This is a genomic window from Thermococcus sp. MAR1, from assembly GCF_012027305.1.
Taxonomy (GTDB): domain Archaea; phylum Methanobacteriota_B; class Thermococci; order Thermococcales; family Thermococcaceae; genus Thermococcus.
On the sequence record NZ_SNUF01000001.1, the window covers coordinates 1,223,546 to 1,245,836 of the forward strand.

22 protein-coding genes are annotated in these 22,291 nt (G+C 54.3%); 11 read left to right on the forward strand and 11 right to left on the reverse strand.

The window, feature by feature from the left end; all coding sequences use genetic code 11:
* Window positions 1–52 precede the first annotated feature (52 nt).
* The 4 genes from E3E25_RS06970 to E3E25_RS06985 all read right to left on the reverse strand — a co-directional run bounded on the left by E3E25_RS06970 (window position 53) and on the right by E3E25_RS06985 (window position 4,574).
* Window positions 53–994: a calcium/sodium antiporter gene (locus E3E25_RS06970; protein ID WP_167892378.1), complete on the reverse strand. Its 942-nt coding sequence runs from the start codon at window positions 992–994 to the stop codon at window positions 53–55.
* A 41-nt stretch (window positions 995–1,035) separates the two neighbouring features.
* Entirely contained in the window at window positions 1,036–1,557 is a 522-nt protein-coding gene (locus E3E25_RS06975; protein WP_167892379.1) for a TIGR00288 family NYN domain-containing protein, read from the reverse strand.
* The gene (locus E3E25_RS06980) at window positions 1,554–2,063 is read right to left on the reverse strand and encodes a TIGR00288 family NYN domain-containing protein (RefSeq protein WP_167892380.1); all 510 of its coding nucleotides are present in this window, start codon (window positions 2,061–2,063) and stop codon (window positions 1,554–1,556) included. Before E3E25_RS06980 ends, E3E25_RS06975 begins: the two co-directional genes overlap by 4 nt.
* Before the next feature lie 78 nt (window positions 2,064–2,141).
* Window positions 2,142–4,574 carry a tRNA(Met) cytidine acetyltransferase TmcA gene (locus E3E25_RS06985; protein WP_167892761.1) on the reverse strand — a complete coding sequence of 811 codons (2,433 nt, stop codon included), beginning with the start codon at window positions 4,572–4,574 and terminating at the stop codon, window positions 2,142–2,144.
* Window positions 4,575–4,926: 352 nt separating this feature from the next.
* Here E3E25_RS06985 and E3E25_RS06990 point away from each other — a divergent pair, with 352 nt between their 5' ends.
* The 4 genes from E3E25_RS06990 (at window position 4,927) to E3E25_RS07005 (ending at window position 7,865) form a co-directional block, all read left to right on the forward strand.
* Window positions 4,927–5,292, forward strand: coding sequence for a hypothetical protein (locus tag E3E25_RS06990; RefSeq protein WP_167892381.1), 366 nt, complete (start codon window positions 4,927–4,929; stop codon window positions 5,290–5,292).
* Between the two features lie 79 nt (window positions 5,293–5,371).
* Window positions 5,372–7,267 carry a S9 family peptidase gene (locus tag E3E25_RS06995; RefSeq protein ID WP_167892762.1) on the forward strand — a complete coding sequence of 632 codons (1,896 nt, stop codon included), beginning with the start codon at window positions 5,372–5,374 and terminating at the stop codon, window positions 7,265–7,267.
* 71 nt (window positions 7,268–7,338) lie between these two features.
* Entirely contained in the window at window positions 7,339–7,611 is a 273-nt protein-coding gene (locus E3E25_RS07000; protein ID WP_167892382.1) for a hypothetical protein, read from the forward strand.
* On the forward strand, window positions 7,578–7,865 hold the full coding sequence (locus E3E25_RS07005; RefSeq protein WP_167892383.1) for a PIN domain-containing protein: 288 nt from the start codon (window positions 7,578–7,580) through the stop codon (window positions 7,863–7,865). The genes E3E25_RS07000 and E3E25_RS07005 overlap by 34 nt, the downstream gene beginning before the upstream one ends.
* A gap of 45 nt (window positions 7,866–7,910) precedes the next feature.
* Here the strand turns inward: E3E25_RS07005 and ppcA are convergent, their stop codons facing one another.
* The gene (ppcA, locus tag E3E25_RS07010; RefSeq protein ID WP_167892384.1) at window positions 7,911–9,335 is read right to left on the reverse strand and encodes a phosphoenolpyruvate carboxylase; all 1,425 of its coding nucleotides are present in this window, start codon (window positions 9,333–9,335) and stop codon (window positions 7,911–7,913) included.
* 114 nt (window positions 9,336–9,449) lie between these two features.
* On the opposite strand from ppcA, the gene E3E25_RS07015 reads away from it, so the two are divergent.
* Together E3E25_RS07015 and E3E25_RS07020 are read left to right on the forward strand one after the other, a co-directional pair.
* The gene (locus E3E25_RS07015) at window positions 9,450–10,037 is read left to right on the forward strand and encodes a molybdenum cofactor guanylyltransferase (RefSeq protein ID WP_167892385.1); all 588 of its coding nucleotides are present in this window, start codon (window positions 9,450–9,452) and stop codon (window positions 10,035–10,037) included.
* Window positions 10,038–10,200: 163 nt separating this feature from the next.
* A complete protein-coding gene (locus E3E25_RS07020; RefSeq protein ID WP_240910753.1) occupies window positions 10,201–11,196 on the forward strand; it encodes a pyrolysin in 996 nt (331 codons plus the stop codon).
* Between the two features lie 6 nt (window positions 11,197–11,202).
* Here E3E25_RS07020 and E3E25_RS07025 read toward each other — a convergent pair whose 3' ends face one another.
* Window positions 11,203–11,721 (reverse strand): biotin transporter BioY, encoded by a 519-nt coding sequence (locus tag E3E25_RS07025; protein WP_167892387.1) that lies wholly within the window; start codon window positions 11,719–11,721, stop codon window positions 11,203–11,205.
* Window positions 11,722–11,768: 47 nt separating this feature from the next.
* On the opposite strand from E3E25_RS07025, the gene E3E25_RS07030 reads away from it, so the two are divergent.
* Window positions 11,769–12,560 (forward strand): energy-coupling factor ABC transporter ATP-binding protein, encoded by a 792-nt coding sequence (locus E3E25_RS07030; protein ID WP_167892388.1) that lies wholly within the window; start codon window positions 11,769–11,771, stop codon window positions 12,558–12,560.
* The gene (locus tag E3E25_RS07035; RefSeq protein WP_167892389.1) at window positions 12,557–13,318 is read left to right on the forward strand and encodes an energy-coupling factor transporter transmembrane protein EcfT; all 762 of its coding nucleotides are present in this window, start codon (window positions 12,557–12,559) and stop codon (window positions 13,316–13,318) included. The genes E3E25_RS07030 and E3E25_RS07035 overlap by 4 nt, the downstream gene beginning before the upstream one ends.
* On the opposite strand, the gene E3E25_RS07040 is transcribed toward E3E25_RS07035, so the two are convergent.
* Both E3E25_RS07040 and E3E25_RS07045 read right to left on the reverse strand, forming a co-directional pair.
* Window positions 13,315–13,950 (reverse strand): hypothetical protein, encoded by a 636-nt coding sequence (locus tag E3E25_RS07040; RefSeq protein WP_240910754.1) that lies wholly within the window; start codon window positions 13,948–13,950, stop codon window positions 13,315–13,317. The genes E3E25_RS07035 and E3E25_RS07040 overlap by 4 nt on opposite strands.
* Before the next feature lie 52 nt (window positions 13,951–14,002).
* Entirely contained in the window at window positions 14,003–14,389 is a 387-nt protein-coding gene (locus E3E25_RS07045; protein WP_167892390.1) for a hypothetical protein, read from the reverse strand.
* A gap of 102 nt (window positions 14,390–14,491) precedes the next feature.
* On the opposite strand from E3E25_RS07045, the gene E3E25_RS07050 reads away from it, so the two are divergent.
* Window positions 14,492–15,298 (forward strand): DUF63 family protein, encoded by an 807-nt coding sequence (locus E3E25_RS07050; protein WP_167892391.1) that lies wholly within the window; start codon window positions 14,492–14,494, stop codon window positions 15,296–15,298.
* A gap of 70 nt (window positions 15,299–15,368) precedes the next feature.
* Here E3E25_RS07050 and E3E25_RS07055 read toward each other — a convergent pair whose 3' ends face one another.
* From E3E25_RS07055 to E3E25_RS07065, 3 genes are read right to left on the reverse strand one after another with little or no spacing between them, the layout of a single operon-like run.
* Window positions 15,369–17,900 (reverse strand): DEAD/DEAH box helicase, encoded by a 2,532-nt coding sequence (locus E3E25_RS07055; RefSeq protein WP_167892392.1) that lies wholly within the window; start codon window positions 17,898–17,900, stop codon window positions 15,369–15,371.
* Between the two features lie 21 nt (window positions 17,901–17,921).
* A complete protein-coding gene (locus E3E25_RS07060) occupies window positions 17,922–18,395 on the reverse strand; it encodes an Lrp/AsnC family transcriptional regulator (protein ID WP_167892393.1) in 474 nt (157 codons plus the stop codon).
* Window positions 18,396–18,425: 30 nt separating this feature from the next.
* Window positions 18,426–19,553, reverse strand: coding sequence for a tyrosine--tRNA ligase (locus tag E3E25_RS07065; RefSeq protein WP_167892394.1), 1,128 nt, complete (start codon window positions 19,551–19,553; stop codon window positions 18,426–18,428).
* Window positions 19,554–19,675: 122 nt separating this feature from the next.
* Here E3E25_RS07065 and E3E25_RS07070 point away from each other — a divergent pair, with 122 nt between their 5' ends.
* Entirely contained in the window at window positions 19,676–20,722 is a 1,047-nt protein-coding gene (locus tag E3E25_RS07070) for a DUF4350 domain-containing protein (protein ID WP_167892395.1), read from the forward strand.
* Window positions 20,723–20,814: 92 nt separating this feature from the next.
* Entirely contained in the window at window positions 20,815–22,254 is a 1,440-nt protein-coding gene (locus tag E3E25_RS07075; protein WP_167892396.1) for an ABC transporter substrate-binding protein, read from the forward strand.
* Window positions 22,255–22,291 lie beyond the last annotated feature (37 nt).

The window sequence follows — 22,291 nt, forward strand, 5'->3', positions numbered from 1 at the left end:
AGCTTTGCGCCCCAGAATTGTGGACCGAAAATGGTGTAAAAAAAGAAAGTAGTCAGCCCTGCGGCAGGTGAACGCCGCCGGTGAGGTATACGTAGATAAAGTACGAATAGATCGCCAGCAGTATTCCGCCGGTGAGTCTGTCTATCCTGCCTGTGAAGCGAAGGACTGCCGTCAGTATGGCCATGACCAGAAGGGTCAGAGGCAGTGTGAAGGTGTAGATCGTCGCATCCACCTTTATTGGGTTTATGAGGGCCGCTATGCCGATGACCATGAGGATGTCGAGGATGTTTGCACCTATTATGTTACCGACGCTTATGTTCGGGAGCCGTTTGAGGGTCGCCATGAGGGAGTTCGTGAACTCCGGCAGGGACGTTCCAATGGAGACCATCGTAAGCCCTATGACGACCTCGGGGACTCCAAAGGCCCTGGCCATCGTGACGGCGCTGTCCACAACGAGCTTTGCACCGATCACGACGAGAATACCGCTCCCGAACATTATGAGGGCATCCCTCTTCGGGTTTCCGCGCCCGCCCTCAGGGAGCTCCTCAATGGTCATGTGCTTCCTGTAGAGGTAGTAGAGGAAGCCGAAGTAGATGAGTATCAGGCTCGCGCCGTCGAGGCGGCTTATAGTGCCGTCGTACATGAGCAGACCGGCGTAGGCAGTAACGCCTATCATGAAGAGGGCGTTCTTCCAGGCGGTTTTTTCAACTTTCAGCGGACGGAACAGGGCGGAAACGCCGAGAATTAGGGCAATGTTCGCGAGGGCACTTCCTATCGCGTTTCCCAGCGCAATATCTGGCTTTCCCTGGTAGGACGAGATGGCCGAGACCGTAACTTCCGGTAGGGTGGTGGCTATGCTCGCCAGGACGAGCGCTATGATGAACTCGCTGACGCCAAAGCCCTTTGCAACGCGCGATGCGGCTTCGACAAAGTAGTCGCTGCCCTTGATGAGCAGGATGAGACCAAATGCGAAGAGTATGATTTCAACTATCACTTTCTCCCACCAGAATAGGGGCTGGAAAGAAAGCTTAAAAGCTATTTGGCTTCATGAACGTCGATGCCTTTGCCCTCCATCTTGATGACATAGTCGGCCGCATTCTGGAGCGCCACAGAGAAGCCCGGCTCAACTCCTATGACTATCGTCTCCTTTCCCCTGCGCTTCGCCTCGTTGACTATCGGGAGAAAATCAGCATCTCTCGTTGCCAGGGCTATGACCTCGACGTCTGAGTTGTAGATGAGCTCCATGGCCTCTATGGCTATCCTCACGTCGGTGTCGCCGGCGACTATGATAGGCTCCAGCCCCTGGTTGACGACGGCCTCTATGAGCCCCTGGGGAGCGTACTGGTTAAGGACTACCTTGGCGACGCGGAGCTTTCCAATCCTCTCAAGGGCGTCTATTATGTCCTCCAGCTTTATCCCGAACTCCTTTCGGAGAATGTTTGGGCCGTCGATGATGAGGCCTATGCTCCTCTTCTTCTTCGGCTTGGGAGCCTCCTCGCGGACCTCCCTGACCTCCTTCTCCCCCCGCCTGAGAACCCTGAAGAAGCGCTCCTTCATTTCTCCTCACCGCCCTCGAGGATTATGGTGTAGTCGGCAGCATGCTTTAGTGCCGCCGAGAAGCCTGGCTCTATTCCAATGACGATGGTTTCCTTTCCGCGCTCCTTGGCCTTAAGGATCACCGGCAGGAACTCCGCGTTTCTAGTGGCGAGGGCTATCACGTCGATGTTGGGGTTGTATATCTCCCTCATCGCCTCGACGGCGAGCTTGACACCCGTCTCCCCCGAGACAACGATTGCCTCAAAGCCTTGGTTCGACACGGCCTCTATGAGTCCCTGGGGTGCGTACTGGTTCAGTATCACCTTGGATACCCTGAGGTCGCCCAGTCCCTCCAGGGCCTCGACTATGTCCTCCAGCTTGACGCCAAATTCCTTCCTGAGGATGTTGGGGCCGTCGATGAGAAGTGCTATCCTCTTACCCCTGCTTATCTTTCGTCTCATCGTTCCTATGCTGCGCATTCCATCCTTCGTCATCGAGATTATCTTCTCCCAGTTGCCGCCCGGCATAGGAGTCACCGTTGGAATGGGTACACCAATGACATACCGAAGGAACTACGCGCCAATCCTTAAAAAGTTAGTTTAAGGTCAGGAAATGACCCGCTTGTAGTAGTACCAGAGCCCCCTTACGATGTCCCTGACTTCAATCATGGTAAATGTTTCGGTTCTGTCTATGAGCTTCGCGGTCTCCTCCCAGCTGTGGGCCTGCAAAACACGGTAGATAAGCAACTTTATCTGCCTCTCGTCGAGGTATGGCTTCATCCAGCCGTCGAGAAAGTAGAGCTTGACTATTGGCTTCACCGCGTCAACCACGGTGTCGTATGTGAGAACTTTGCCCGTGAAGGCATCGAGGCGCTTTCTCTGAACCTCCGTGAGGTGAATCGGATAATCCACAGCTTCGCCGAAGGGTGTCTCAAAGAGCCACCTGACTATCTCGGGCTCGATCTCGCGGTGGGTATCGCCCAGCCACTCAGTCAGCCTTATGCGGAACTCGTCGTTGGCCTTCTTGATGATCTTCTTCGCCCTCTCGCTTATAGGCTTGAGGACTATGGCGGTAAACTCACCGCTTACAGGATTCCTGGCTGGACTGAGGTGGACGACCGCAAAGCCGTTCCGGACCCAGAAGCGGACGAGCTCTTCACTCGCTCCGAAGCCAGAGCCGATCCAGTCGAGGCCTTTCTCACGGGCTTCCTTCTCGAGGAGCTCCAGCGCCTTGCTTCCAAGTCCCATGTCCATCGCGTCTGGGTGGGTGGCAATTCTAACTATCCTGTACCCCCTCAGCTTCGCGAACTCCTTCGCCATGTGGTGCTTGACCATCATGTCCGGGATTATGTTGCCGCGCGGCTTGTAGCCCTTCGCCATCTTCTCGATGACCTTCTTGGGTATGTTGCCCTCCTCGGCTATCTGAATCGCCGTAACTATCTTGCCGTTCTTGAGGCGGAGAACCCTCGCCCTGTGGTGCGGCGCATCGGCGAGCAGGGCAACGTCGCTGGGCCTGTTGCGGTAGTGAGCTAAAATGTAGATGCCGACGAAGTTTCTGAGGTCTTCCCTGTCGTTCTCGAACCAGTCGTCGAGGTCAGGCTCCTCGAAGTAGACCTCCTTGTTCTTTATGAGCTCGTAGTCCTCATTGGTAAGCTCAACTGGCTCAGCATCGAGGAGCAAAACGTCAAAGAGCCACTTCTCTATGGGATCGCCCTCGGCATAGCGTATCGACTCCTCCATGTGGAGCTCCCTAAACTGCCTCCTCTCCCTGGCCCTCTTCAAGAACTTGACCGAGAAGCCCCTTCCGGCGCCCTCGTAGCCGTGTATGGTGGAGGAGTAAACCACGCGGGGCTTGTTGAGGTACTTGTGGAGTATCGGCACGTGGATTCCAGCTGCCTCGTCGAGGATGTACAGGTCGGCCGTCTTCTTGTAGCCTTCGGCAGGTGGATAATATCTAAGACCGATCTTCCTCGCGTAGAGCTCCTTTATGAGGCCCTTCTCCTCTACGACGTGCGGTTTGAACCCGAGCCTCTCTAAGGCCCTCTTGGCGAAGCGGAAGAGGGCCTGGACGTTCTCCGGTTCAGGGGCGGTAACAACTACCCGTGTGCGCTTCCCGAGTGCTAGGGCAAGGCCTACCGCGGCTATTCCAACGGAAACGCTCTTGCCCCTTCCCCTGTCGGCGGTAAGGACGACCATTCCCTCGTTTTCAACCAGCTCTTCGAAGGCCCTGAGGACCTCAACCTGCCCCTCCGTTAGGGCCATCTCGTAGAGCTCGCGCGGGAAAAGGGTATATTCTGGAATCTCAACGCCCTTCCTCGCTCTGATCTTTGCCTGGGTTTTGTTCCTCTTCGGTTTCTTCCTGAGCTTTCCGTTCTCGGTGATGATGTAGATGCCCTCATGCTCGGTGAACTTCCTAATGAGGCGCCTGTTGAAGCGCTTCTTGACGTCGTCTATCGTGTAGGGCGGCGTGACGAGGCTCTTGTGGAAGCCCGTCCACATGTTCTTCCACTTCTCGAATGGGTGGGCGAGTATGAAGATGAGCCCGCCGCCGCGGACGGTCTCTATAATCCTCCCGAGGTCGTTGGGGGAATAGTCGTAGCTCATGTCCAGGACGAGCAAGTCATAGGTTCTGCCAAGAATGTCGCGGGTGTGCTTGAAGGTAACCGCCTTTACCTCGGCACCCCCTGCCAAAAGGTCGAAATGCTTCCTGAAAGCCTCGTAGCGCTTCCTTCCAAAGGTATCCTCGCCGAGCGCGTCCGTCGCGTAGAGGACCTCAATTTTATCCTCGCTCTCGTCGCGGAGGCGCTTTTCCTTGAGCTCATCGAGGACATCCCCGAGAACCCGGGCCGATGCGCCGGCCAGGATTCCCGCTAATTCCGCCTTCCTCAGTGTGTCCCCCTCTATGATTATCATTCTCCTGTGGAACTTCTCAAGCGCCTGGGCTAAAGCCGTCTCGGTGAGCCTGAGAACCTGATCCTTAACCTTCTCGCCTTTGGCGTAGTCTCTCACTTCCTTGTCAAAGCGGACCTTGACGGTCACGGCCGCCACCTCCCGGATAAAAGGGAGAAGGGGGATTTAAAAAGGTAGCTCATAGTCTTTTAAACTAATTACCATAAAACCAAATAAATTACAGACAATCTATATAAAACCGTTTTCTTTTGAGCGAAAGTGTTATATATAATAAGCGAAAATATTCTAATGCAAGAACCCGTTGGGGGGTCGATGCGGAGGCGTGCACTGCTGGCTTCCGTGCCTTGAGGAATAATGGGGAATCCCGTCCTCACTGTAGCATGCATCACGTGTTTATCAACCGCATGCCCACTATGGTGTATTGACCAAAATTCTGAATATGGAAGCAGATGCGTTCCTTTCCATAGATGAGGTGATTGAAATGGCCAAAAGGAGGAGGTTTCTGTATTCAATGTTTTTTTCGTTTTTCTTTTTAAGTGGGGCCATCTTAGACATCCGAGAAACAAATCCTCAAAACTGGGTTACAGATAGCCTGATTCTTGTGATGATCACAATAGCAGTCATACTTGAATACTGGTATTTGAGTGGCCTCATCTCAAAAAACAAAAATAAGAGCTATGGAGTCACCATTATAGTAACTGCAACTACAGCCTTATTATTGATCAAAATACTCCTCGGCGAATATTCTCAACTAGTTCGTTATATAACCTTTGGGGCCATTATTACAATCTTTTATGGGCTCTCCTCCCTGGTTATCTTTAAACACGAAAATGCATCAAAACACTGATACCCTCCTTTTCCATTTAAACTTCAATCGAAACGCTAAGCTTTTATACGAAAAGGCCGATGTTAGTTCGGTGGTTTCTATGGATAAGGGATTGGACATTAAAGACCTCGGAAAGTTCAAGCTCGTGGGAAACATCGACGCCTTCGGAAGAAGGCTCGTCTTTCAGGTCACGGAGATAAATCTCCAAGAAAACGACTACTTCTCAAGGCTCTACATCTACGACGGCAGGAAGGTTAGGCCATTCACCTCAGGAAAAAAGGACGGAAACCCGCGCTTCTCACCGGACGGGAAGCTCATAGCATTCACATCAAAGCGAGATAAGGAGAGCAAGGAGGCCGAGCTGTACGTAATCCCGACCGACGGCGGCGAGGCGAGGCTTTTAGCGAAGTTCAAGTACGGGATTAAGAACCTCCGCTTCACCGAGGACGGGAAGGGCATAGCGGTCGTCACGCCGATAGACGTTGAGAAGAAGCCGAAGGACGACGTCCACGTCATCAAGGAGATTCCCTTCTGGTTCAACGGCGTCGGCTGGGTCTACGGAAAGAGGAGCGTCGTCTATCTGGTGGACATCGAGACGGGCAGAAAAAGGCGTTTAACTCCCAAAAACCTCGACGTCTCGCAGGTTCGCTTCCACAAGGGCAGGCTCTACTTCATTGCCCAGGAAGACCGCGAGAGGAAGCCCATGGTGAGCGACCTCTACGCCCTTGAGGGCAGGAAGGCGAAAAGGCTCACTCCCGGAGAGTGGAGCGTTCAGGACTTCATTCCCCTCGACGACGGCACGTTCATCCTCAAGGCAAACACGAGGGAGCGCGGTATCCCCACAAACACCCACATCTACCACTACAACCCGGAGACGGCTCAGCTGAGGAAGCTCACCTCGGAACTCGACCGCTCGGCCTACAACTCCCTCAACTGCGACGTCAGGGGGAGCCAGAGGGCGGAGCTGGTTTTCAGGGACGGCTGGGTTTATTACGTGGCAACGGATGGCCCGAGGGCGAACCTCTTCTGCGTGAACCTCGAAGGGAAGATAGAGCGCGTCATCTCAGGGGACAGAAGCGTCGAGAGCTTTGCCATCGGCGACTACATAGCCTTCACCGCCCAGGACGCGGTCACTCCAACGGAGCTCTACGTTCTCCGTGACGGGAAGGAAAAGAAGGTCACGGACTTCAACGGCTGGATTAAAGACTACTCCCTCTCAAAGCCGGAGCACTTCAGGGTCAAAGCGAGCGACGGTGCTGAGATAGACGCGTGGATTATGAAGCCCGTTGACTTTGAGCCGGGCAAAAAGTATCCGGCCGTTCTGGAGATTCACGGCGGACCGAAGACGGCCTACGGCTACTCCTTCATGCACGAGTTCCACGTTTTAACAGCAAAAGGCTTCGTTGTAATCTTCTCCAACCCGCGCGGGAGCGACGGCTACGGCGAGGATTTCGCGGACATAAGGGAGCACTACGGGGAGAGGGATTATCAGGATCTTATGGAGGTCGTTGATGAGGCCCTTAAACGCTTCGACTTCATCGATGAGGAAAGGCTCGGCGTCACCGGCGGCTCCTACGGCGGCTTCATGACCAACTGGATAGTCGGGCACACAAAGCGCTTCAAAGCGGCCGTTACGCAGCGCTCAATCTCCAACTGGGTGAGCTTCTTCGGAACGACGGACATCGGCTACTTCTTCGCGCCCGATCAGATAGGCGGCGACCCGTGGAGTGGCGATGCTTACTGGGAGAAGAGCCCGCTGAAGTACGCGCCGAACGTTGAAACTCCCCTCCTCATAATCCACTCGATGGAGGACTACCGTTGCTGGCTTCCCGAGGCTCTGCAGTTCTACACGGCTCTCAAATACCTCGGCAAGACCGTTGAGCTTGCCATCTTCCCGGGCGAGAACCACGACCTCAGCAGGGGTGGAAAGCCGAAGCACAGGGTTAAGCGCTTGGAGCTGATAGCGGAATGGATGGAGAGGTGGCTGAAGGGATAATTTTTTCTCTCTTTTCCTTAGTGGAGTAACCCTTAAATACGTGAATCCACATATTTCTGTGTGGTGATAACATGCCAAACATAACCCTCTCCGTCCCGCCAGACCTCTACAGGAGAATGAAGAGGCACCCGGAAATAAAGTGGAGTGAGGTGGCGAGAAAGGCCATAGCAGAGTACCTCGCGAAAATCGAGGCAGAAGAGCTGGGTTCAGATGAGATACTGTCCCTTCTCGGCGAGGACTTCAGGAGAGAGCTTGAGAGCACTCCTCTCGAGAAATACGAGAAAGCACTCAAAGAGACGAGGGATGCCGAATGGAAAAGGCTCTCTACGACACCAACGTCCTGATTGAGGCCGTTAAATCGCGGAAGAATCTCAACGGTTACACCACAATTCTAAACATCGTGGAGTTTCCGAGAGCACTTGAGCTCGGCCTGACTGTGATAACGCCGAGCCTCGAAGACTATTTGCTGGCTATCAAGATATCGCAGGCAATGGTCAGAAACGGAACGCCAGTTCCAGCAGTTGATGCCATCGTTGCCGCCGTTGCAATGAACAGGGAGCTGACGCTCGTCACGAAGGAGGGCACCTCGAATGGATAAAATAAGAGTTCGGGGAGCTGAAGCTCCAGAGCATATAGCGCGGCCCTATCCCAAAAACCCCCTTATCCCCGCCGCCTCTACGATAAGGGACTCCTCAACCTCTCCTTGAAGAATTCTCGTTGTTATCTCCCCGTGCCTTTCGTCTCTCTCGTATTCCCTGGCCATCCTCACTAAAGGCTTCAGGAACTTAAACTTCTCCGCCGCCCCCGGGTTGAAATAGCGGAAGGCGAACTCGATGTCCCGGTAAAGGCCAAGGTAGTACTCGCTCAGGAATTCAAGCTCCTTTTCGCTCAATGCGCTCAGGCCGAGGAGCTCGGGCGGGACTCCAAGGGAGTAAAGCGAAGCAGTGAACTTTATTGCCCTTGGAAGCGCCGAACCGTTCACCTCGCGGGAGTAGCCGAAGAGACCGATGTGGAGCTTCCTCCTTCTCCGCGATGGGACGAACTTCGCTACCTCCCGGATGAGGGGAGCAAGAGCCCTGAGTTCCTTCGAATATCGGGCCTCGTACTTCCTGAGGATTTCAAACGCCTCTCTCGGAACGGGCTGGGCTTCCCCCCTTTTCGATTCCCCGATCCACTCAATGGCCCTTATGACGTCCTTCGGCGTTCTATCATATTTGAACGAGCTCTGAATCGTGAAGGTCTGGACGCTCGGGTATTCTGCCAGAACCCCATCGACGTTCTCCGGTGTAAAGTGCCCCCTGAAGGGCGCACCGCCAACGCCGATTATCGGGTAGATTGAGATGCCCGTTTCCTCCTCAAGCTCCTGAAGTTCAAAGAGCGCCAGCTTGTCATAGAGCACCGCGCTTATGAGGCCGTAGTTCATGGCTGGATCGCTCCTCGCGAGGAAAACGCGCTGATATTCGACCTCCTTCCCGTGGAGGTACTCCCTCACGATGTCCGCCGCACCCAGTATCGCCTCCCTGCTCTCGAAGAGCGGGATGACGGCTATCTCTGAGGGATAAAACTCACCTATCCACTCGTAGAGCTTGATGTCGTGGACTCGCTTGTACTGTTTTCCGGCTATGTAGTGTCGGTATAGCTCGTAGACCCTGTTCAGTTCCTGAGAGGAGGTTGTCATCGGAAGGATGACCTCGAATATCGGCGGAAGCTCTTCCCCGTAGAACAGCCTCGCGTAGTCCGCCGACCGGGGTATGGCCTCTAAAGTCTCGAGGAGGAGCTTTGCCTCCGCCTTCTCGACACTGGGGTTGGGGACGCGCGGCGTCAGTCTGAGTTCTTTTCCGAGCTTTTTACGCTTGAAGAAATAGCCGTAGCGCTCGAATAGCTTCTTGACGACGAACTCGTCAACCTCCTTACCCTCGAAGTCCCACATCTGCTCGTCTATCCCCAGGACGCTGAAGGCGTAGAAAGCTTCTATGACCTCGTCCTCACCGCCCATAGTCGGACTGCCCGCGAAAAAGGGAATGAATACGTTGTCAGGGTGCTGAGTACTCATCGTTCTTGGCATCATTTATTCCACCAAAATGGCAAAGAACTGGCATAATTTAAGATTTTCGGGAAAAAATTTGTATAAATGACAGGAAGTTGGAAAAAGGTTTTTAAACGACGCGCCCTAGTTCCGCCCATGAGGGCGTACATCTTGGCGTTTCCGGAGAAGCGGTGGGAGAACTACACGGTCCCCGTTGCGGGAGAGCCGGTTGTTACGCTCACCGAGAGAAGGCTTCTAATGAGCAAGAGGATAGAAGAGGTCATCACGGTAGTCAGAAAGGACAGGCTCAGGACTTATTCCCTCCATGTCTCAAATCCCCTTCCCGTTGTCGCGAGGAACAAGATGGAGGCCCTTCTGAAAGTCCTCCCCGGGGAGCCGTTCTTTCTGGCCGAGGGCAACACGCCCCTGATAATGCCCTTCCTCGTGAACTACATGACCGGGCTCTTCTACGAAAACGAGCCCGAGGCTTTGATACCTGTCTGGAGGGACGGAACGGCAGAGACCACGCATGCAGTTTACGAACCCAACGCCCTGGAAGACGCGATAAACGCGGCCCTGGCCGAGGGCTACCGGGGTCTGAGCAGGATAACGGAGTTCATTGAATACGAACCGCTGTCCATTGAAGAGCTGGCGAAGAGAAACCCAAAGGTGACGCTGAGCTTCTTCAGGGTAAGGAACTCCTTCGACGTTAGATTTGCGGCCGAGACCCTCAGAAAGCTGTAGGATAAATTTGATTGGAAATTCTTCAAATTTGTGCAAGAAGACTTAAATAGTGTAAAGGCTACAATAGATTAAGGGTAGGAGTCCTAAAAGTTCTTCTGCTCGGTTCGGACCAAAAGGAGAGATTTGTATGAAAAAGGTTTTAAGCGCAGCATTATCGCTGCTCATGCTGTTCAGTTTGGTGGCGGTGTTAGGGTCGCCGTCGGTTTCCGCAAAGCCCCTAACGAATTACAATGTGCTGATTCTAAAGAACTCTAATGCCTGGAGCTCGCCCAGCGTCGAAAACATACTCACAGACATGAGTATACCCTACGATGTCATGACGAGCACTGAGCTTCAGAACAAAACGGCCCAGGAGCTCATAGGCACCTACGACATGATTATCATCGTCAGCGACCAGGGACAGCAGTTTTACAACGAGATAGGGCCCCAGATGGGCAAGCTGGGGGAGTACGTGAAGGCGGGGAATGTTCTTGAGATTCACGCCGCCAACTGGGGATGGAACGGCGGATTGTGGACCACACCCCTCCCGGGAAACGTCACGATAACCCAGAGCTATTCACCCTACGATTATGTGATAGCCAACAACACCACACTAATAAGCAACTACGCCAGCCACGGCTATCTCATTGGCCTCCCGGCGAACGCCGAGATAATCACCGTCCAGGCTCCAGGGGGAAGCCCGGACTACGGAAAGCCAAGCACCGCGGTATATGCCTTTGGAAACGGTAAGGTCTTTGTTACAGGACTGACCATTGAGTACAGCGTCGCAAGAAAGGGGCCCGAATGGAAAGCCTTCTACAAGGAAGTCATCATAAACAACCTCGGCTACTCATCGATGGCACCCACCCCCGAGGTGTCGGGTCAAAAGGGAATAAACGTGATGCTATTCAACTTCTACTACTACATCCAGTACCACAGGAACCTCGATAAATACAACACACTCTACGGAGAGGCCGTCGACGGTGGAATGGACAACGAAACCCTCAGGCTGGCGACCGTACAGAACGACACCGCGGCTGAATACTACGCCAACGCGAGCCAGTACGGGCCGGTTGTTGCTAACTTCCCGAGGATATACATCTTCATAGACCTGAGGAAAGCAGCCCTTCACCAGAAGCAGGCAGTGGGAATACTCGAAGAGGGAATGGCCGACTGGTGAGGGCCATCATCTCCAATCTATTGCTTTTTTCACTCTGGCGGCTATCAAAACCGCCAGGACAGCCTTTGCTACGTCAATGGGAACAAAGGGTAACACCCCGAGGAGAAAAGCCCTGTGAAAGTCTCCTCCGAGGAAGAAAGCGAGCCGCAACCAGCCAAGGAGATATATTACCGAAACTCCCAGGAAAGAACCTATGACCATTCCCTTTCTTCCCTCGAAGTTTTCAGCCAGATAGCCCGCGAAGAACGCTGCAAGTGGAAAAGCGAGCAGATAACCACCGGTCGGACCGTAGAGGTAAGAGAACCCGCCGGAAAAACCCGCAAAGACAGGTAACCCGACCGCACCCGCAAGGACATAGATTATCTGGCTCAGGAAACCAACTCTGGGGCCAAGGACGAGGCCACTGAGGAGCACCATCAACACTTGAAGAGTTACTGGAACTGGCCCTAGGGGAATACTTATCTGGGCTCCCACCGCAGTTAGGGCTGTAAAGAGACCCGTAAAGGCCACCTCCCTAGGGTTCATTCAGCACACCCCTCAGATTTTTAAACTCATAACTTGAAAACTCCACGATGATCCAGGTTAAAAATCTTTGGCACGTCTACGGGAACGGGAAGGAAGCACTGAAGGGCGTGGACTTTGAAATGGGCGAGGGGATAGTGGCTCTCGTGGGACAGAACGGAAGTGGAAAAACAACCCTCGCGAAGCACCTCAATGGTCTCCTGAAGCCCACCAGGGGTAGGGTAATCGTCGATGGTATGGACACTATGGAGCACACCGTCGCCGAACTGAGCAAAGTAGTTGGTTATGTATTCCAGAACCCCGAGCACATGTTCTTCGAGGAGAACGTTTTTCGTGAGGTGGCCTTTGGACCAAGGAACCTCGGACTGAGCGAGGAGGAGATTGAGGAGCGTGTCCAATGGGCACTGAATGCGGTCCACCTCACGGGGTATGAGGAGAGAACCCCTTACTCACTGAGTGGCGGGGAAAAGCAGAGATTAGCTATAGCCTGTGTTCTGGCGATGAAACCGAAGTACCTAATTCTCGACGAACCTACGACCGGACTGGACGCCAGGAGCGCCATGGGAGTCGTCGAGACGATACGTGAGCTCAGGAAGGACGGTCACGGGATACTGCTCATAACCCACGACATGGAGCTGGTTTTAGAGCTCGCTGAGAGGGTCGTACTCCTCCACGGTGGAAGGAAAGTCTTTGACGGTTCCGTGAAGGAGTTCTTCTCGCTCGAACTCCATAGCTATGGACTTGAAAAGCCTGAGCTCCTCAGAATAAGCGAGAGGCTCGGAATAGGGTTTGTGAGGAGTGTTTCAGAGGTCATAAATGCTCTGGCGGGTGGTTTGCAATGATATACCCGTTCTACTTCGAGAAGGACTCCATACTCCACCGCCTCGACCCGAGGGTCAAGATAATCGGAACTATAACCGGAATAGCGGCGATAATGCTCTACAACGACCCGGTGTTCCTGATTCCGTTGTTCTTTATGACACTCATCGCCATGAGGGTACTCGGAAAGATTGAAATCCGGGAAGGGCTCCGCCTCCTGAAGCCCCTAGTTCCAATAGTTGTTATAACTCTCATAATATGGCCCCTGATATACAAGCCGAGGCTTCAGGGACTTCTCTTTGGTGTCTCCTTCTCAATGCGCCTGCTGACCTTTGCCCTGCTGACGTTCATGCTGCTGATGACGACACCCCAGCGCGACCTCATCCTCGGCTTCGTTAGGCTCGGCATGCCATACGAGTTCGGCCTGACGATCTCCATAGCGCTCCGCTACATCCCAACGCTCTACATACTCACGAGCAATATTATGGACGCCCAGAAGAGCCGCGGCTGGGAAGTCGAGAAGGGGAATTTCCTTCTCAGGATGAAAAGGATGAGTGCAGTCCTAATTCCCCTACTCGTTGCCTCCCTAAAGACCGCCCACGAGCTGAGCATAGCACTTGAGAGCCGCGCTCTCGGCGCCACCAAGAAGAGGACGTTTCTCTACGATATCGAGATGAAGGGCAGGGATTACGCGGCCACTGTGGTCATTCTGATTCTCTTCGGAGTGGCGCTCTACGTTCGCTACGGCCTGGGGCTCGGGCACGTTAGTATATACGGCTAGAGGAGTGGTTTTATCAGGGAGTCTATGGGTATCGAGTGGTCTCCAACAGCTGAAACGTAGTCTGGCGGTGCCTTGAGAACGGTCATGTTGAGCCTGTAGTGACCGCGGTAGGAGCTGGTTCTCAGAACTGCTAAAGCCTCGAATATCTCCGGCAGGTCGTAGAGACGCCTAAATTCTCCCGGAAGATCGAGTTCGTTGAGCTCTATGGTGGTGTGACCCAGAACCAGGATGAGGCCCTTTCTGTCAACCAGCTTCCGAACCTCGACTACCCCCTCGGCGGAGCGGTTGAGAAGCGCCGGGAAGAGCGAGACCACCACGAGGGAGCCATCCTCAACGACGTTAAGTGCTTGTAGGAGTTCCTCAACGGAGTAGACGTTGCCGGCGTACAGGTTGGAAACGTCCTCAGCGAGGCGCTTCAGAACCTTGACTGAAAACGATGCTCCAGGACCTATATGGTAGACGGGGCCCTCCTCAAGGGCGTTTGCAACTAGGTGATACAGAAAAGCCGTCTCGGCCAGCTCGTCGGTTGAGATTACCCCCGCTAGGCTCCCCTCGCTGAGACCGAAGGGGAACCCCTCGAAGGGCTTCACCTCCCTGGATTGGAGCTCGGCCGGTTTGAAGAACATAGGCATCACATAGCTTAGTGCGCTGGGGATATTTATACCTTACTCCAAAAAGAGAAACTCAGAGCGCTGCGAGTGCGCCGATTGTGAAGAGCCCCAGGAGCGCAAGGATTCCCATTACGATGCCGGCTATCACGGCCGAGAGTACCCATACGAGGAATGCCCTGAGCCAGTCGGTGTCAAAAACTGCCTTGATGACCCACAGGTTAGTGAGGAACGCTGCTATGGGGCCAAGGGGTCCCAGAACCGCCCCGACCAGAGAGCCAACGATGGCGGCCAGTATTCCTCCACCAAGTATCGCGACCATCGCCTTTCCCAAGGAAGCATTTTTAATTCCTATTAGCTTCGCGGCCATCCACAGGAACAGGGCCGCTATGAAGAGCGCCAGCAGGAAGCCCAGTATAGCTACGGCGCCCATACCAAAGATTATCCCGGGTCCGTGTGCCATCCTCCCACCTCCAACCATCATTTGGGCACGATTTATTAAAGTTCCCGTTTTAGCTCCAAAAGACCTTTAAACCAGGAGGGCGACTCAGGCAGGGGGAAAGAAATGCTGGAATCACTGTGGAGCGAGGCCTGGGGTTTCATCTACAAGTACTTCTGGGAGCCGATGTTCACGAGGAGCGGCTACAACCCGATTAACACGCTCGTTTATGCACTCATGCTTGGGTTTGGAGCCATATATACATATAGGTATATACTGAAACCCCTCAAGATTAAAATCGACGGGACGCTCTTCATCGCGGTCACCCTGATGGTAGTCTTCGGCTCCACAGTGAGGGCCCTCGTCGATGGGGGAATCCTTCCCCAGAACCCTCTCATACTGACACCTGGAATATTCTTTACGACGTTCTTCATAATGCTCCCCGCAATAGTTTTGGACGCGAAGCTGAAGACTTATCCAAAGCTGACCTTTGGATGGGGAGCCGTGCTCGCCCTCTGGGCCAACTACCTTCTGGTAACCAACGCTAAGAGCTGGGAACCCTACGGGCTGACGCTTCTTCACACATTTATCTCCTGGATACCCGCACTGCTGATATACAGGTACAGGCCCTTTGACAGACTATACCTCTACGCGGTTTTGGCCCATCTCTACGACATGGGCTCAACTGTCGTTGCCATACACTTCTACGGCTACCGCGAGGTTCACTGGCTGGAGAACATTCTAGTTCAGCACTTCGGGGCATACTTCTACTACCCGTGGATAGCGTTCATCCTCGTAATCGTTTACTATGCAATTCAAAAGCTTGTCCCGGACGAAGAAGAGAGACAACTGTGGTATCTCATGGTCTACGTCCTTGGCCTGGGCCCGGCAATAAGGGATCCTGCCCAACTGGTGCTTCAGATAGGAGGGTGAGCCTTCAGCCACTCCTTCTTTCTCTTCTATCCCGTCCTTTTTGGGTCTGGTTCCGCCTCCTCGGTTTTCCTTAGTCTCTCCGGTCTCTCTTGTCCCCATAGTCCCGGCGTATCATCCTGCCCTCTTCAATCTCCCGCCTCAGAACCTTTGCCTCCTCTTCGGCACTCCTTACGCGGAAGACCCTCGCGATTCTCTCTATCGCCTCAAGCTTTCTCACTATTCCGTCGAGCCACGTGAAGACATCTCCGGGATAGACTATCAGCCCATAGACCTTCCTGAAGTGCTCCGCTATCTGCGTCGGGTGTTTGCCGTTCCTCCTCAGCTCGATTATCATATCGCTCACGCGCTCCATCGCGTGCTCGGTGCAGTCCTCCTCGGGGCACATGAAGAACTCCTGGTAGAGCGTGAAGAGCCTCTCGGCGGCGTTGGGGCTCAGCTCGGGAATCACTTTATCCAGTTCATCGAGTATTGAGGCAAAGCTCGGCGAGAAGACGTTTGCACTCAGCCTTCCCCTAACTGCGCCCTCAAGCTCCCTCTGGAGCGTCCCGCTCAGGTAGAGGTTCTCGAAGGGCAGGAGCTTGACTGCTATCCAGCGAGCCGGCTTCTTTCCGAGGTTGTCCCTTATGAAGGAAGCCTCCTTGGGCAGGAGGAAGCTCATGCTCACAGCTCGCCCGTAGGGCGTGACCTCCACAGACGGCCCTTTAAGCCGGACGAAGCCGAACTCCCCAAGCTTTTCGAGAACCTTTTCCGCACTCTGGCTGGCGCCGAGGCATCTGGACTGGACATCCTCGATGACGTCGAGGCGGTTGAAGACGCAGGAGTGGGCCAGAACGTTGTCCTGCTCGAACTCGTCGCTCCACTCCACCATCACGGGTTCAATTGGAGCGGTCAAAAGCCTGAAGGCAACCTCGTCCTCAGAGCTTTCCATCTGGGCAGAATACTTCCTCCCTGGCTCGACTATGAGATAGACCTTTCCCTTTTCGTGGTATAGGGGCCTTCCCGCTCTTCCGAGCATCTGGTGGAACTCCCTGACGGTGAGCCACTTGTTGCCCATCGCGAGGCTCTCGAAGATTACCTGGGAGGCTGGGAAATCAACGCCAGCTCCCAAAGCCGCTGTGGTAACGACAACGTCCAACCTCTGCGCTAAGAACTCCATCTCGGTGAGCTTCCTCTGCTTGTAGGGCAGGCCGGAGTGGTAGGGCTTGGCTTTAAGGCCTTTGCTCGTGAGGTAAGCCGCTAATTCGTGCGTCCTCTTGCGCGAGAAGGTGAAGACTATCGTCTGCCCCCGGTAGCCCTGCGGGGATTTCCTCATCGCCTCGGCCCGGCAGAGGTTGGCTATGTGCCTCCACTTTTCCGATTCGTTCCGCGCTATAATTATGTGCCTCTCTAAATCAACCGGTCTCTCGTCGTACAGGACAAGCTTCAACCCGAGTTCCCTGGCCAGCTCGTCAGGGTTTCCAACGGTCGCAGAGAGGCCTATGAACTGGGCATTTGGGTAGAGCCTCCTTAAGCGAGCTATTAAACCGTCCAGCCTCGGCCCGCGCTCTTCGTCGTCAAGGGTGTGTATCTCGTCTATCACGATTGTTCCAACGTTACCGATTTTTCTTCCTGCCCTCAACAGGTAGTCTATTCCCTCGTAGGTTCCGACGATTATGTCCGCGTCTATCCCAGTATCAACCACAACCAGCTCGTCCCGGGTCTTTATGCGGCTCATGCCAACCCTTATCGCCACGCGGAGGCCGAGCTTGGAATAGCGCCGCTTGAAGTCCTCGTACTTCTGGTTGGCCAGAGCGACCAGCGGGACGAGGAAGAGGAGCTTTTTGCCTTTCATGGCCTTGGGGACACCTGCCAGCTCGCCGATGAGGGTTTTACCGCTCGCGGTGGCGGAAACCACGAGTAAGCTTTCGCCCTCAAGGAGGCCGTTCTTTACAGCCAAACTCTGGACCGGGAGAAGTTCGTTAACGCCTTCAGCTTTGAGAACGGATTTAAACTTCTCGGGAAGCGGGAGCTCGTCAACCTTTACCTTCTCCACCCTGAGATGCTTGGCCTTCAGCTCGTCCCACTTTGTTACCTCCGGGTGCCTCGTCGGGTCGAAGCGCGGGTCAAAGGCGTAGAGAACCTTATCGAGGTCCCTGAACCTGTCAAGGAGCTTCTTCGCCTGGTCGAACATGGCAACGCTCTTGAACCTGAAGCGGAGCTCTCTCTTCAGTTCGTCCTCGGCACAGCGCTCGCAGATGTACTCGTTGTGGTATTTTATCCTGTTCCCCTCGGTGAGGACGGTTATCCTGCCATCGAGGAGGCAGAGGCGGCATAGCTCGGCTTTTTCAACCCTCTTGTTTTGAAGCCTCCGCTTGAAGTAGTCCTCCCACTCGCCCGCATTAACGAGGACGATTCTTGCTTGACGAAGAAGCTTCTCAATCTCCTTGGGATTGCGATACTGACTCCCCTCAAGAACTTTGAAGAGCCTCCCCTCGCGCATTATGAAGCGGTATATAGCATCTGCCTTGAGGTTTCTCATCTGTGAGAGCTTTTCGGGCTCGTTCTCGATGAAAAATGCCTCAAGCTCGTTCTTCTTCCTCCCTGGTCTCACGACGAAGAGCATTCCCACCGCCTCGCCAAGCGATCAGCGCCTCTTGCCCTCACTGGACACCCAGTTCTCCTTGAAGGTGTCTATTATGAGCGTAACCTCCACCCGCTCAAGGTTTTTGCCAAAGAACCGTTTGAGCCTTCCGGCGAAGGCCTTGACTTCATCTGTATCGTGGAAGCTCGCCCTCACGAGTATCTGCCTCTCGCCGCTGCGCCGGTAGAGGCTCTGAACTTCCTCCAGCCGAGCAATCCGCCTCAGAATTGGGTCAACGGTGTGGTCGTCTATGGCAAGCTTCAGCTCAAAGAACGCCTGAACGTATTCGTCGAGGAAAGCAGGGTCAACGATGGCTGAGTAGCCCCTAATTGCCCCGAGCTTCTCCAGCTTTTCTACCCTGTTCTTCACGCTCGCTGGGGATAGGCCAACCCTCTTCCCGAGCTCTGTGAGGGTTATCCTGCCCTCCTTCCGGAGGATTCTGAGTATCTCCCTGTCCTTCTCGTCTATTCCCGGCATCGGCTCCACCAGCTAAAAGGGAAGGAAAAATCAGCGGGTAATCTTTATCTCCCGCATCAGCTCAAGGGGCTCCGGGTTCCTCTCGAAGTAGTCCCTGACCGGCTTGAGGAGCTCGATGAGGTACTCAGCGACCGCGTTCTTCAAATCGAGCGGGTGGAGCTTGCCCTCGGCGAAGTCCCTCTTGAGCTCCTCAATGGTCGTGTAGGTGACGTCGCCGCCGAACTTGGCCGGTCTGTGGATTGTGAACTCGACTGGTTCTTCACGGAAGATTATGTACTCGGCCCAATCTAAAACCGGGTTGTACTTGACCTCCTTAGCGGGGCAGAAGGCCTTCCTGAGTTTTTGCTTTATCTCCTCCGGCGTGTCGTGGATAAATACAGCGGAGTAGGGCTTGCTCTTGCTCATCTTCATCTGGGTCTTCAGCTCTTTGAACTGCTCCTCGCTCTCTATCGGCCAGACCGGCGGTTCCTGAAGGCCGAGCAGGAGGTGGTGGTGCAGAGCGACCGGCTTAAGCTTCTCCCCCTTCCACTCAAGGGGATGATATTTCAGCTTTTGAGCGACTTCAATCGCTATAACGTGGGCCTTCCTCTGGTCCATTCCGGCGTGGGCTATCGTAACTCCCTGGTAGAAAATGTCAGCCACCTGCATCGCCGGGTAAATCAGCTTGGCGAAGTCTATGGCCTCACCCATCTGCCTGCCCATTATCGTTATGGAGCGCATCATTCTCGCGAGGGTAACGTTCTTGGAGATGTCTATGACGGTCTGCCAGTAGTCACCTTTCTCCAGTATCTCGCTGGCCAGAACGAACTCGACCTTTTCCGGGTCGCCGCCCATTACCTTAATGCTCTGCTTCATGCCCTCCTTGAAGTAGCTCAGCGCGACCTTCTGGATGACCTCAAGGTCTCCACCGAGCTTGTCGTTTATCCAGCTGTGCCAGTCAGCTAAGAAAATTCTCGTCTTGATTCCAGCCTTCTGAAGGTCGGCTATCTTCGCCCCGGCCATCAAACCGGTTCCCAGATGAATGTAACCGCTTATCTCAAATCCGATGTAGTGCTGCATCGGAACGCCGACTTCGAGCAGGTGCCTGAGGTTTTCCTCGGTCAGGAGCTCCTCCGTGGGCTTTCTCTTGATAAGCTCTATCCTTCTCTCAATGTCCATACTCACCACCAAGCCCAGAACGGTATAAGCCTTTAAGGACTTTACGGAACTTTTTCGAGACTGTTAAAGTTCAGATTCATAAGATTTATAACTCCCTGAGCCTTAAATACCCCGGTGATACCATGAGGAAGGCTGCAATAATACTTGCGGTGTTTGTTTTCTTTGGAGTGTTTGGATTTGCCATGGCCAGTGCCACCACCATCGGTGTTGACCTCTCCCATGGTGAAAGCGACAAGGGCCTGGCAGTGCTGACGGACAAGAACGGCAACGTCCTCGCCGAGGGAATGATCAAGACCATAACGGATGTCAACTGGGTTTACATCGGTGACCCCGCTCTCGCGGACCAGCTTGGAATACAGAGCGTCGGCGAGAAGATAACAGCCGATGCCCTCAAGGACGTTGACTTCCTTATCATAGGCCAGCCCAGCCAGCCCTTCAGCAACGACGAGATAAAGGCCCTGGAAGACTGGTGGAACCAGGGCGGAAAGATCCTTTGGGTTGCGGCTGACAGCGACTACGGCGACGGTAAGGACAGGATTGACTACGCCGACTCAATTCTCGACGCCCTTGGAGTTCACCTGAGGGTTGATCAGGCTTCAGTTGAAGACGCCACCAGCAACGCTGGCGCTGGCTACCGTGTCGTCGGTCTCGTTAATCCCGAAGCCAACACCCCGAACAAAGATATGCTCACCAAGGACCTCAAGAACGGTGGAAAGGTTCTCTTCCACGGCCCGGGTGTCGTCGCTTACGTTGACGACGACGGCAACTGGAAACCGATACCGGGTGGAGGAGGCATCGAGAACGTCTACGTCATCGTCACCAGCAGCGGTGATGGACAGATAGTTGAGAACACCGACCCAGCGGCCCAGGCCTACACCGCCGGTTCAACCGGCCAGTTCCCGCTCATGGCGGTTGAGGTTTTCCCAGACAAGAAGAACGTCCTCATCGTCAGCGGTGAGACCCCCTACGGCGGCTACGAGCCCATGTGGAGCCCGACCTACCACGGCGTTGACCTCGACGGCCCGCAGTTCGTCACCAACTTCATCCACTGGGCCATCAACCTCCAGCAGAGCCTTGGCAAGGAGGAGGGTGGCGGAAGCACCTGCGGTCCGGCCGCTCTCGTCGGACTCGCCCTCATACCAATCGCCCTCTACAGGAGGAAGAGGTGAATCTTTCCTCTTTTTCTTTAGCCCCTTGAACCATTAATTTTTTATTGAGTTTGAGGAACTTCCACTGATTAAACATAACTGGGTGATAAACCATGAAGAAATGGGCCTCATTCGGTCTTATCCTGCTTCTTGCCCTCAGTGTTGTAGCCAGCGGCTGCATCAGTGGCGGCGGTGGCGAAAGCAGCGGCATAACCCTCGTTATCGTCACCAGACACGACGCCACCATACAGTACATGGCCAAGCAGGCCTTCCTTCAGAGCGACATAGCCAAACAGTACAACATCAAGGACCTCAAGTTCATCAAAGTTCCCAAGAGCCTCTGGCCGAGCTATATCGAGAAAGGAGCTGACGTTGGGTGGGGCGGAGGTCCGACCCTATTCGACGACCTCTACAAGGCCGGCTATCTCGCGCCGATAACGGACGAGAAGGTTCTCGGCCTCGTAGGCAACCAGATTCCGACCCAGCTCGCTGGAATGCCGATGATTAGAAAGGAAGGCGATAAGGTTTACTGGATAGCCGCAGCGCTTTCATCGTTCGGATTCACAGTCAACAAGGCCCAGCTCAAGAAATGGAACCTTCCGGTTCCGGAGAAGTGGGAGGATGTGGCCAGCGAGCAGTGGGCCCTCAATCCACCCCAGTACGGCATAGCCGACCCAACTAGGAGCACGTCCAACACGAGGATTTACCAGATCATAGTCCAGGCATTCGGCTGGGACCAGGGCTGGCGCATAATGACCCTCATAGCGGCCAACTCTAAGATATACATGCAGAGTGACGCCGTCAGGGATGCTGTTATAAACGGCGAGATAGCGGCTGGAAACACCATTGACTTCTACGGCTACACCGCCATGCAGCAGAACCCTGACTGCCAGTACATAGTCCCGAAGGGAGAGAGCATCATCAACGGCGACCCGATAGCTCTCCTCAAGAACGCCCAGCACCCGGAGGCGGCGCAGGCCTTCATTTACTGGGTTCTCACCGAGGGTCAGGCGGTCTGGATGAGCCCCGACGTCAACAGACTCCCGATCAACCCGAACATCTTCGACATGAAGATAACCAAGACCTACGCTGACGTCATATTCAAGGGCCAGCACGAGGGACAGACCTACGGTCAGGTCAGGCCAGCCCTCAAGAAGGCGTACCAGGACGCCATAAACGCCCAGGGAATACCCTTCGACGACAAGCGTGCCCTTGAGACCGTCAGCGCACTTCAGTACTACTTCAAGGCCACCCTCGTTGATCCGAACCAGAAGCTCCACGATGCCTGGGTTGCCATAGTGCAGGCATACAAGGACGGCAAGATAACCAAGGAGCAGTTCGAGCAACTCAAGGACGAGCTCACTGCCCCGATACAGTTTAAGGACCCCGAGACCGGCCAGATGGTCACCTTCACCGAGGAGTACGCCAAGAAGATAAACGACAAGATAACCAAAGATAGGAACTTCCAGGACCAGCTCGTCCAGGAGTGGCGCCAGGCTGCCGGCAACAAGTATGACAAGGTCCTTCAGAACCTTCAGAGCATGACCGGTTAAATTTGATATCTCCCTGAATATTCCTTCCCCTTTTTTC

Excerpts from the sequence above, each read along its gene's own strand:
- E3E25_RS06975 (WP_167892379.1), bottom strand. The coding sequence starts at position 1,557 with ATGAAGGAGCGCTTCTTCAGGGTTCTCAGGCGGGGGGAGAAGGAGGTC.
- E3E25_RS06980 (WP_167892380.1), bottom strand. The coding sequence starts at position 2,063 with ATGCCGGGCGGCAACTGGGAGAAGATAATCTCGATGACGAAGGATGGA.
- E3E25_RS06990 (WP_167892381.1), top strand. The coding sequence starts at position 4,927 with ATGGCCAAAAGGAGGAGGTTTCTGTATTCAATGTTTTTTTCGTTTTTC.
- E3E25_RS06995 (WP_167892762.1), top strand. The coding sequence starts at position 5,372 with ATGGATAAGGGATTGGACATTAAAGACCTCGGAAAGTTCAAGCTCGTG.
- E3E25_RS07000 (WP_167892382.1), top strand. The coding sequence starts at position 7,339 with ATGCCAAACATAACCCTCTCCGTCCCGCCAGACCTCTACAGGAGAATG.
- E3E25_RS07005 (WP_167892383.1), top strand. The coding sequence starts at position 7,578 with ATGGAAAAGGCTCTCTACGACACCAACGTCCTGATTGAGGCCGTTAAA.
- ppcA (WP_167892384.1), bottom strand. The coding sequence starts at position 9,335 with ATGATGCCAAGAACGATGAGTACTCAGCACCCTGACAACGTATTCATT.
- E3E25_RS07015 (WP_167892385.1), top strand. The coding sequence starts at position 9,450 with ATGAGGGCGTACATCTTGGCGTTTCCGGAGAAGCGGTGGGAGAACTAC.
- E3E25_RS07020 (WP_240910753.1), top strand. The coding sequence starts at position 10,201 with ATGCTGTTCAGTTTGGTGGCGGTGTTAGGGTCGCCGTCGGTTTCCGCA.
- E3E25_RS07025 (WP_167892387.1), bottom strand. The coding sequence starts at position 11,721 with ATGAACCCTAGGGAGGTGGCCTTTACGGGTCTCTTTACAGCCCTAACT.
- E3E25_RS07030 (WP_167892388.1), top strand. The coding sequence starts at position 11,769 with ATGATCCAGGTTAAAAATCTTTGGCACGTCTACGGGAACGGGAAGGAA.
- E3E25_RS07035 (WP_167892389.1), top strand. The coding sequence starts at position 12,557 with ATGATATACCCGTTCTACTTCGAGAAGGACTCCATACTCCACCGCCTC.
- E3E25_RS07040 (WP_240910754.1), bottom strand. The coding sequence starts at position 13,950 with ATGCCTATGTTCTTCAAACCGGCCGAGCTCCAATCCAGGGAGGTGAAG.
- E3E25_RS07045 (WP_167892390.1), bottom strand. The coding sequence starts at position 14,389 with ATGGCACACGGACCCGGGATAATCTTTGGTATGGGCGCCGTAGCTATA.
- E3E25_RS07050 (WP_167892391.1), top strand. The coding sequence starts at position 14,492 with ATGCTGGAATCACTGTGGAGCGAGGCCTGGGGTTTCATCTACAAGTAC.
- E3E25_RS07055 (WP_167892392.1), bottom strand. The coding sequence starts at position 17,900 with ATGCTCTTCGTCGTGAGACCAGGGAGGAAGAAGAACGAGCTTGAGGCA.
- E3E25_RS07060 (WP_167892393.1), bottom strand. The coding sequence starts at position 18,395 with ATGCCGGGAATAGACGAGAAGGACAGGGAGATACTCAGAATCCTCCGG.
- E3E25_RS07065 (WP_167892394.1), bottom strand. The coding sequence starts at position 19,553 with ATGGACATTGAGAGAAGGATAGAGCTTATCAAGAGAAAGCCCACGGAG.
- E3E25_RS07070 (WP_167892395.1), top strand. The coding sequence starts at position 19,676 with ATGAGGAAGGCTGCAATAATACTTGCGGTGTTTGTTTTCTTTGGAGTG.
- E3E25_RS07075 (WP_167892396.1), top strand. The coding sequence starts at position 20,815 with ATGAAGAAATGGGCCTCATTCGGTCTTATCCTGCTTCTTGCCCTCAGT.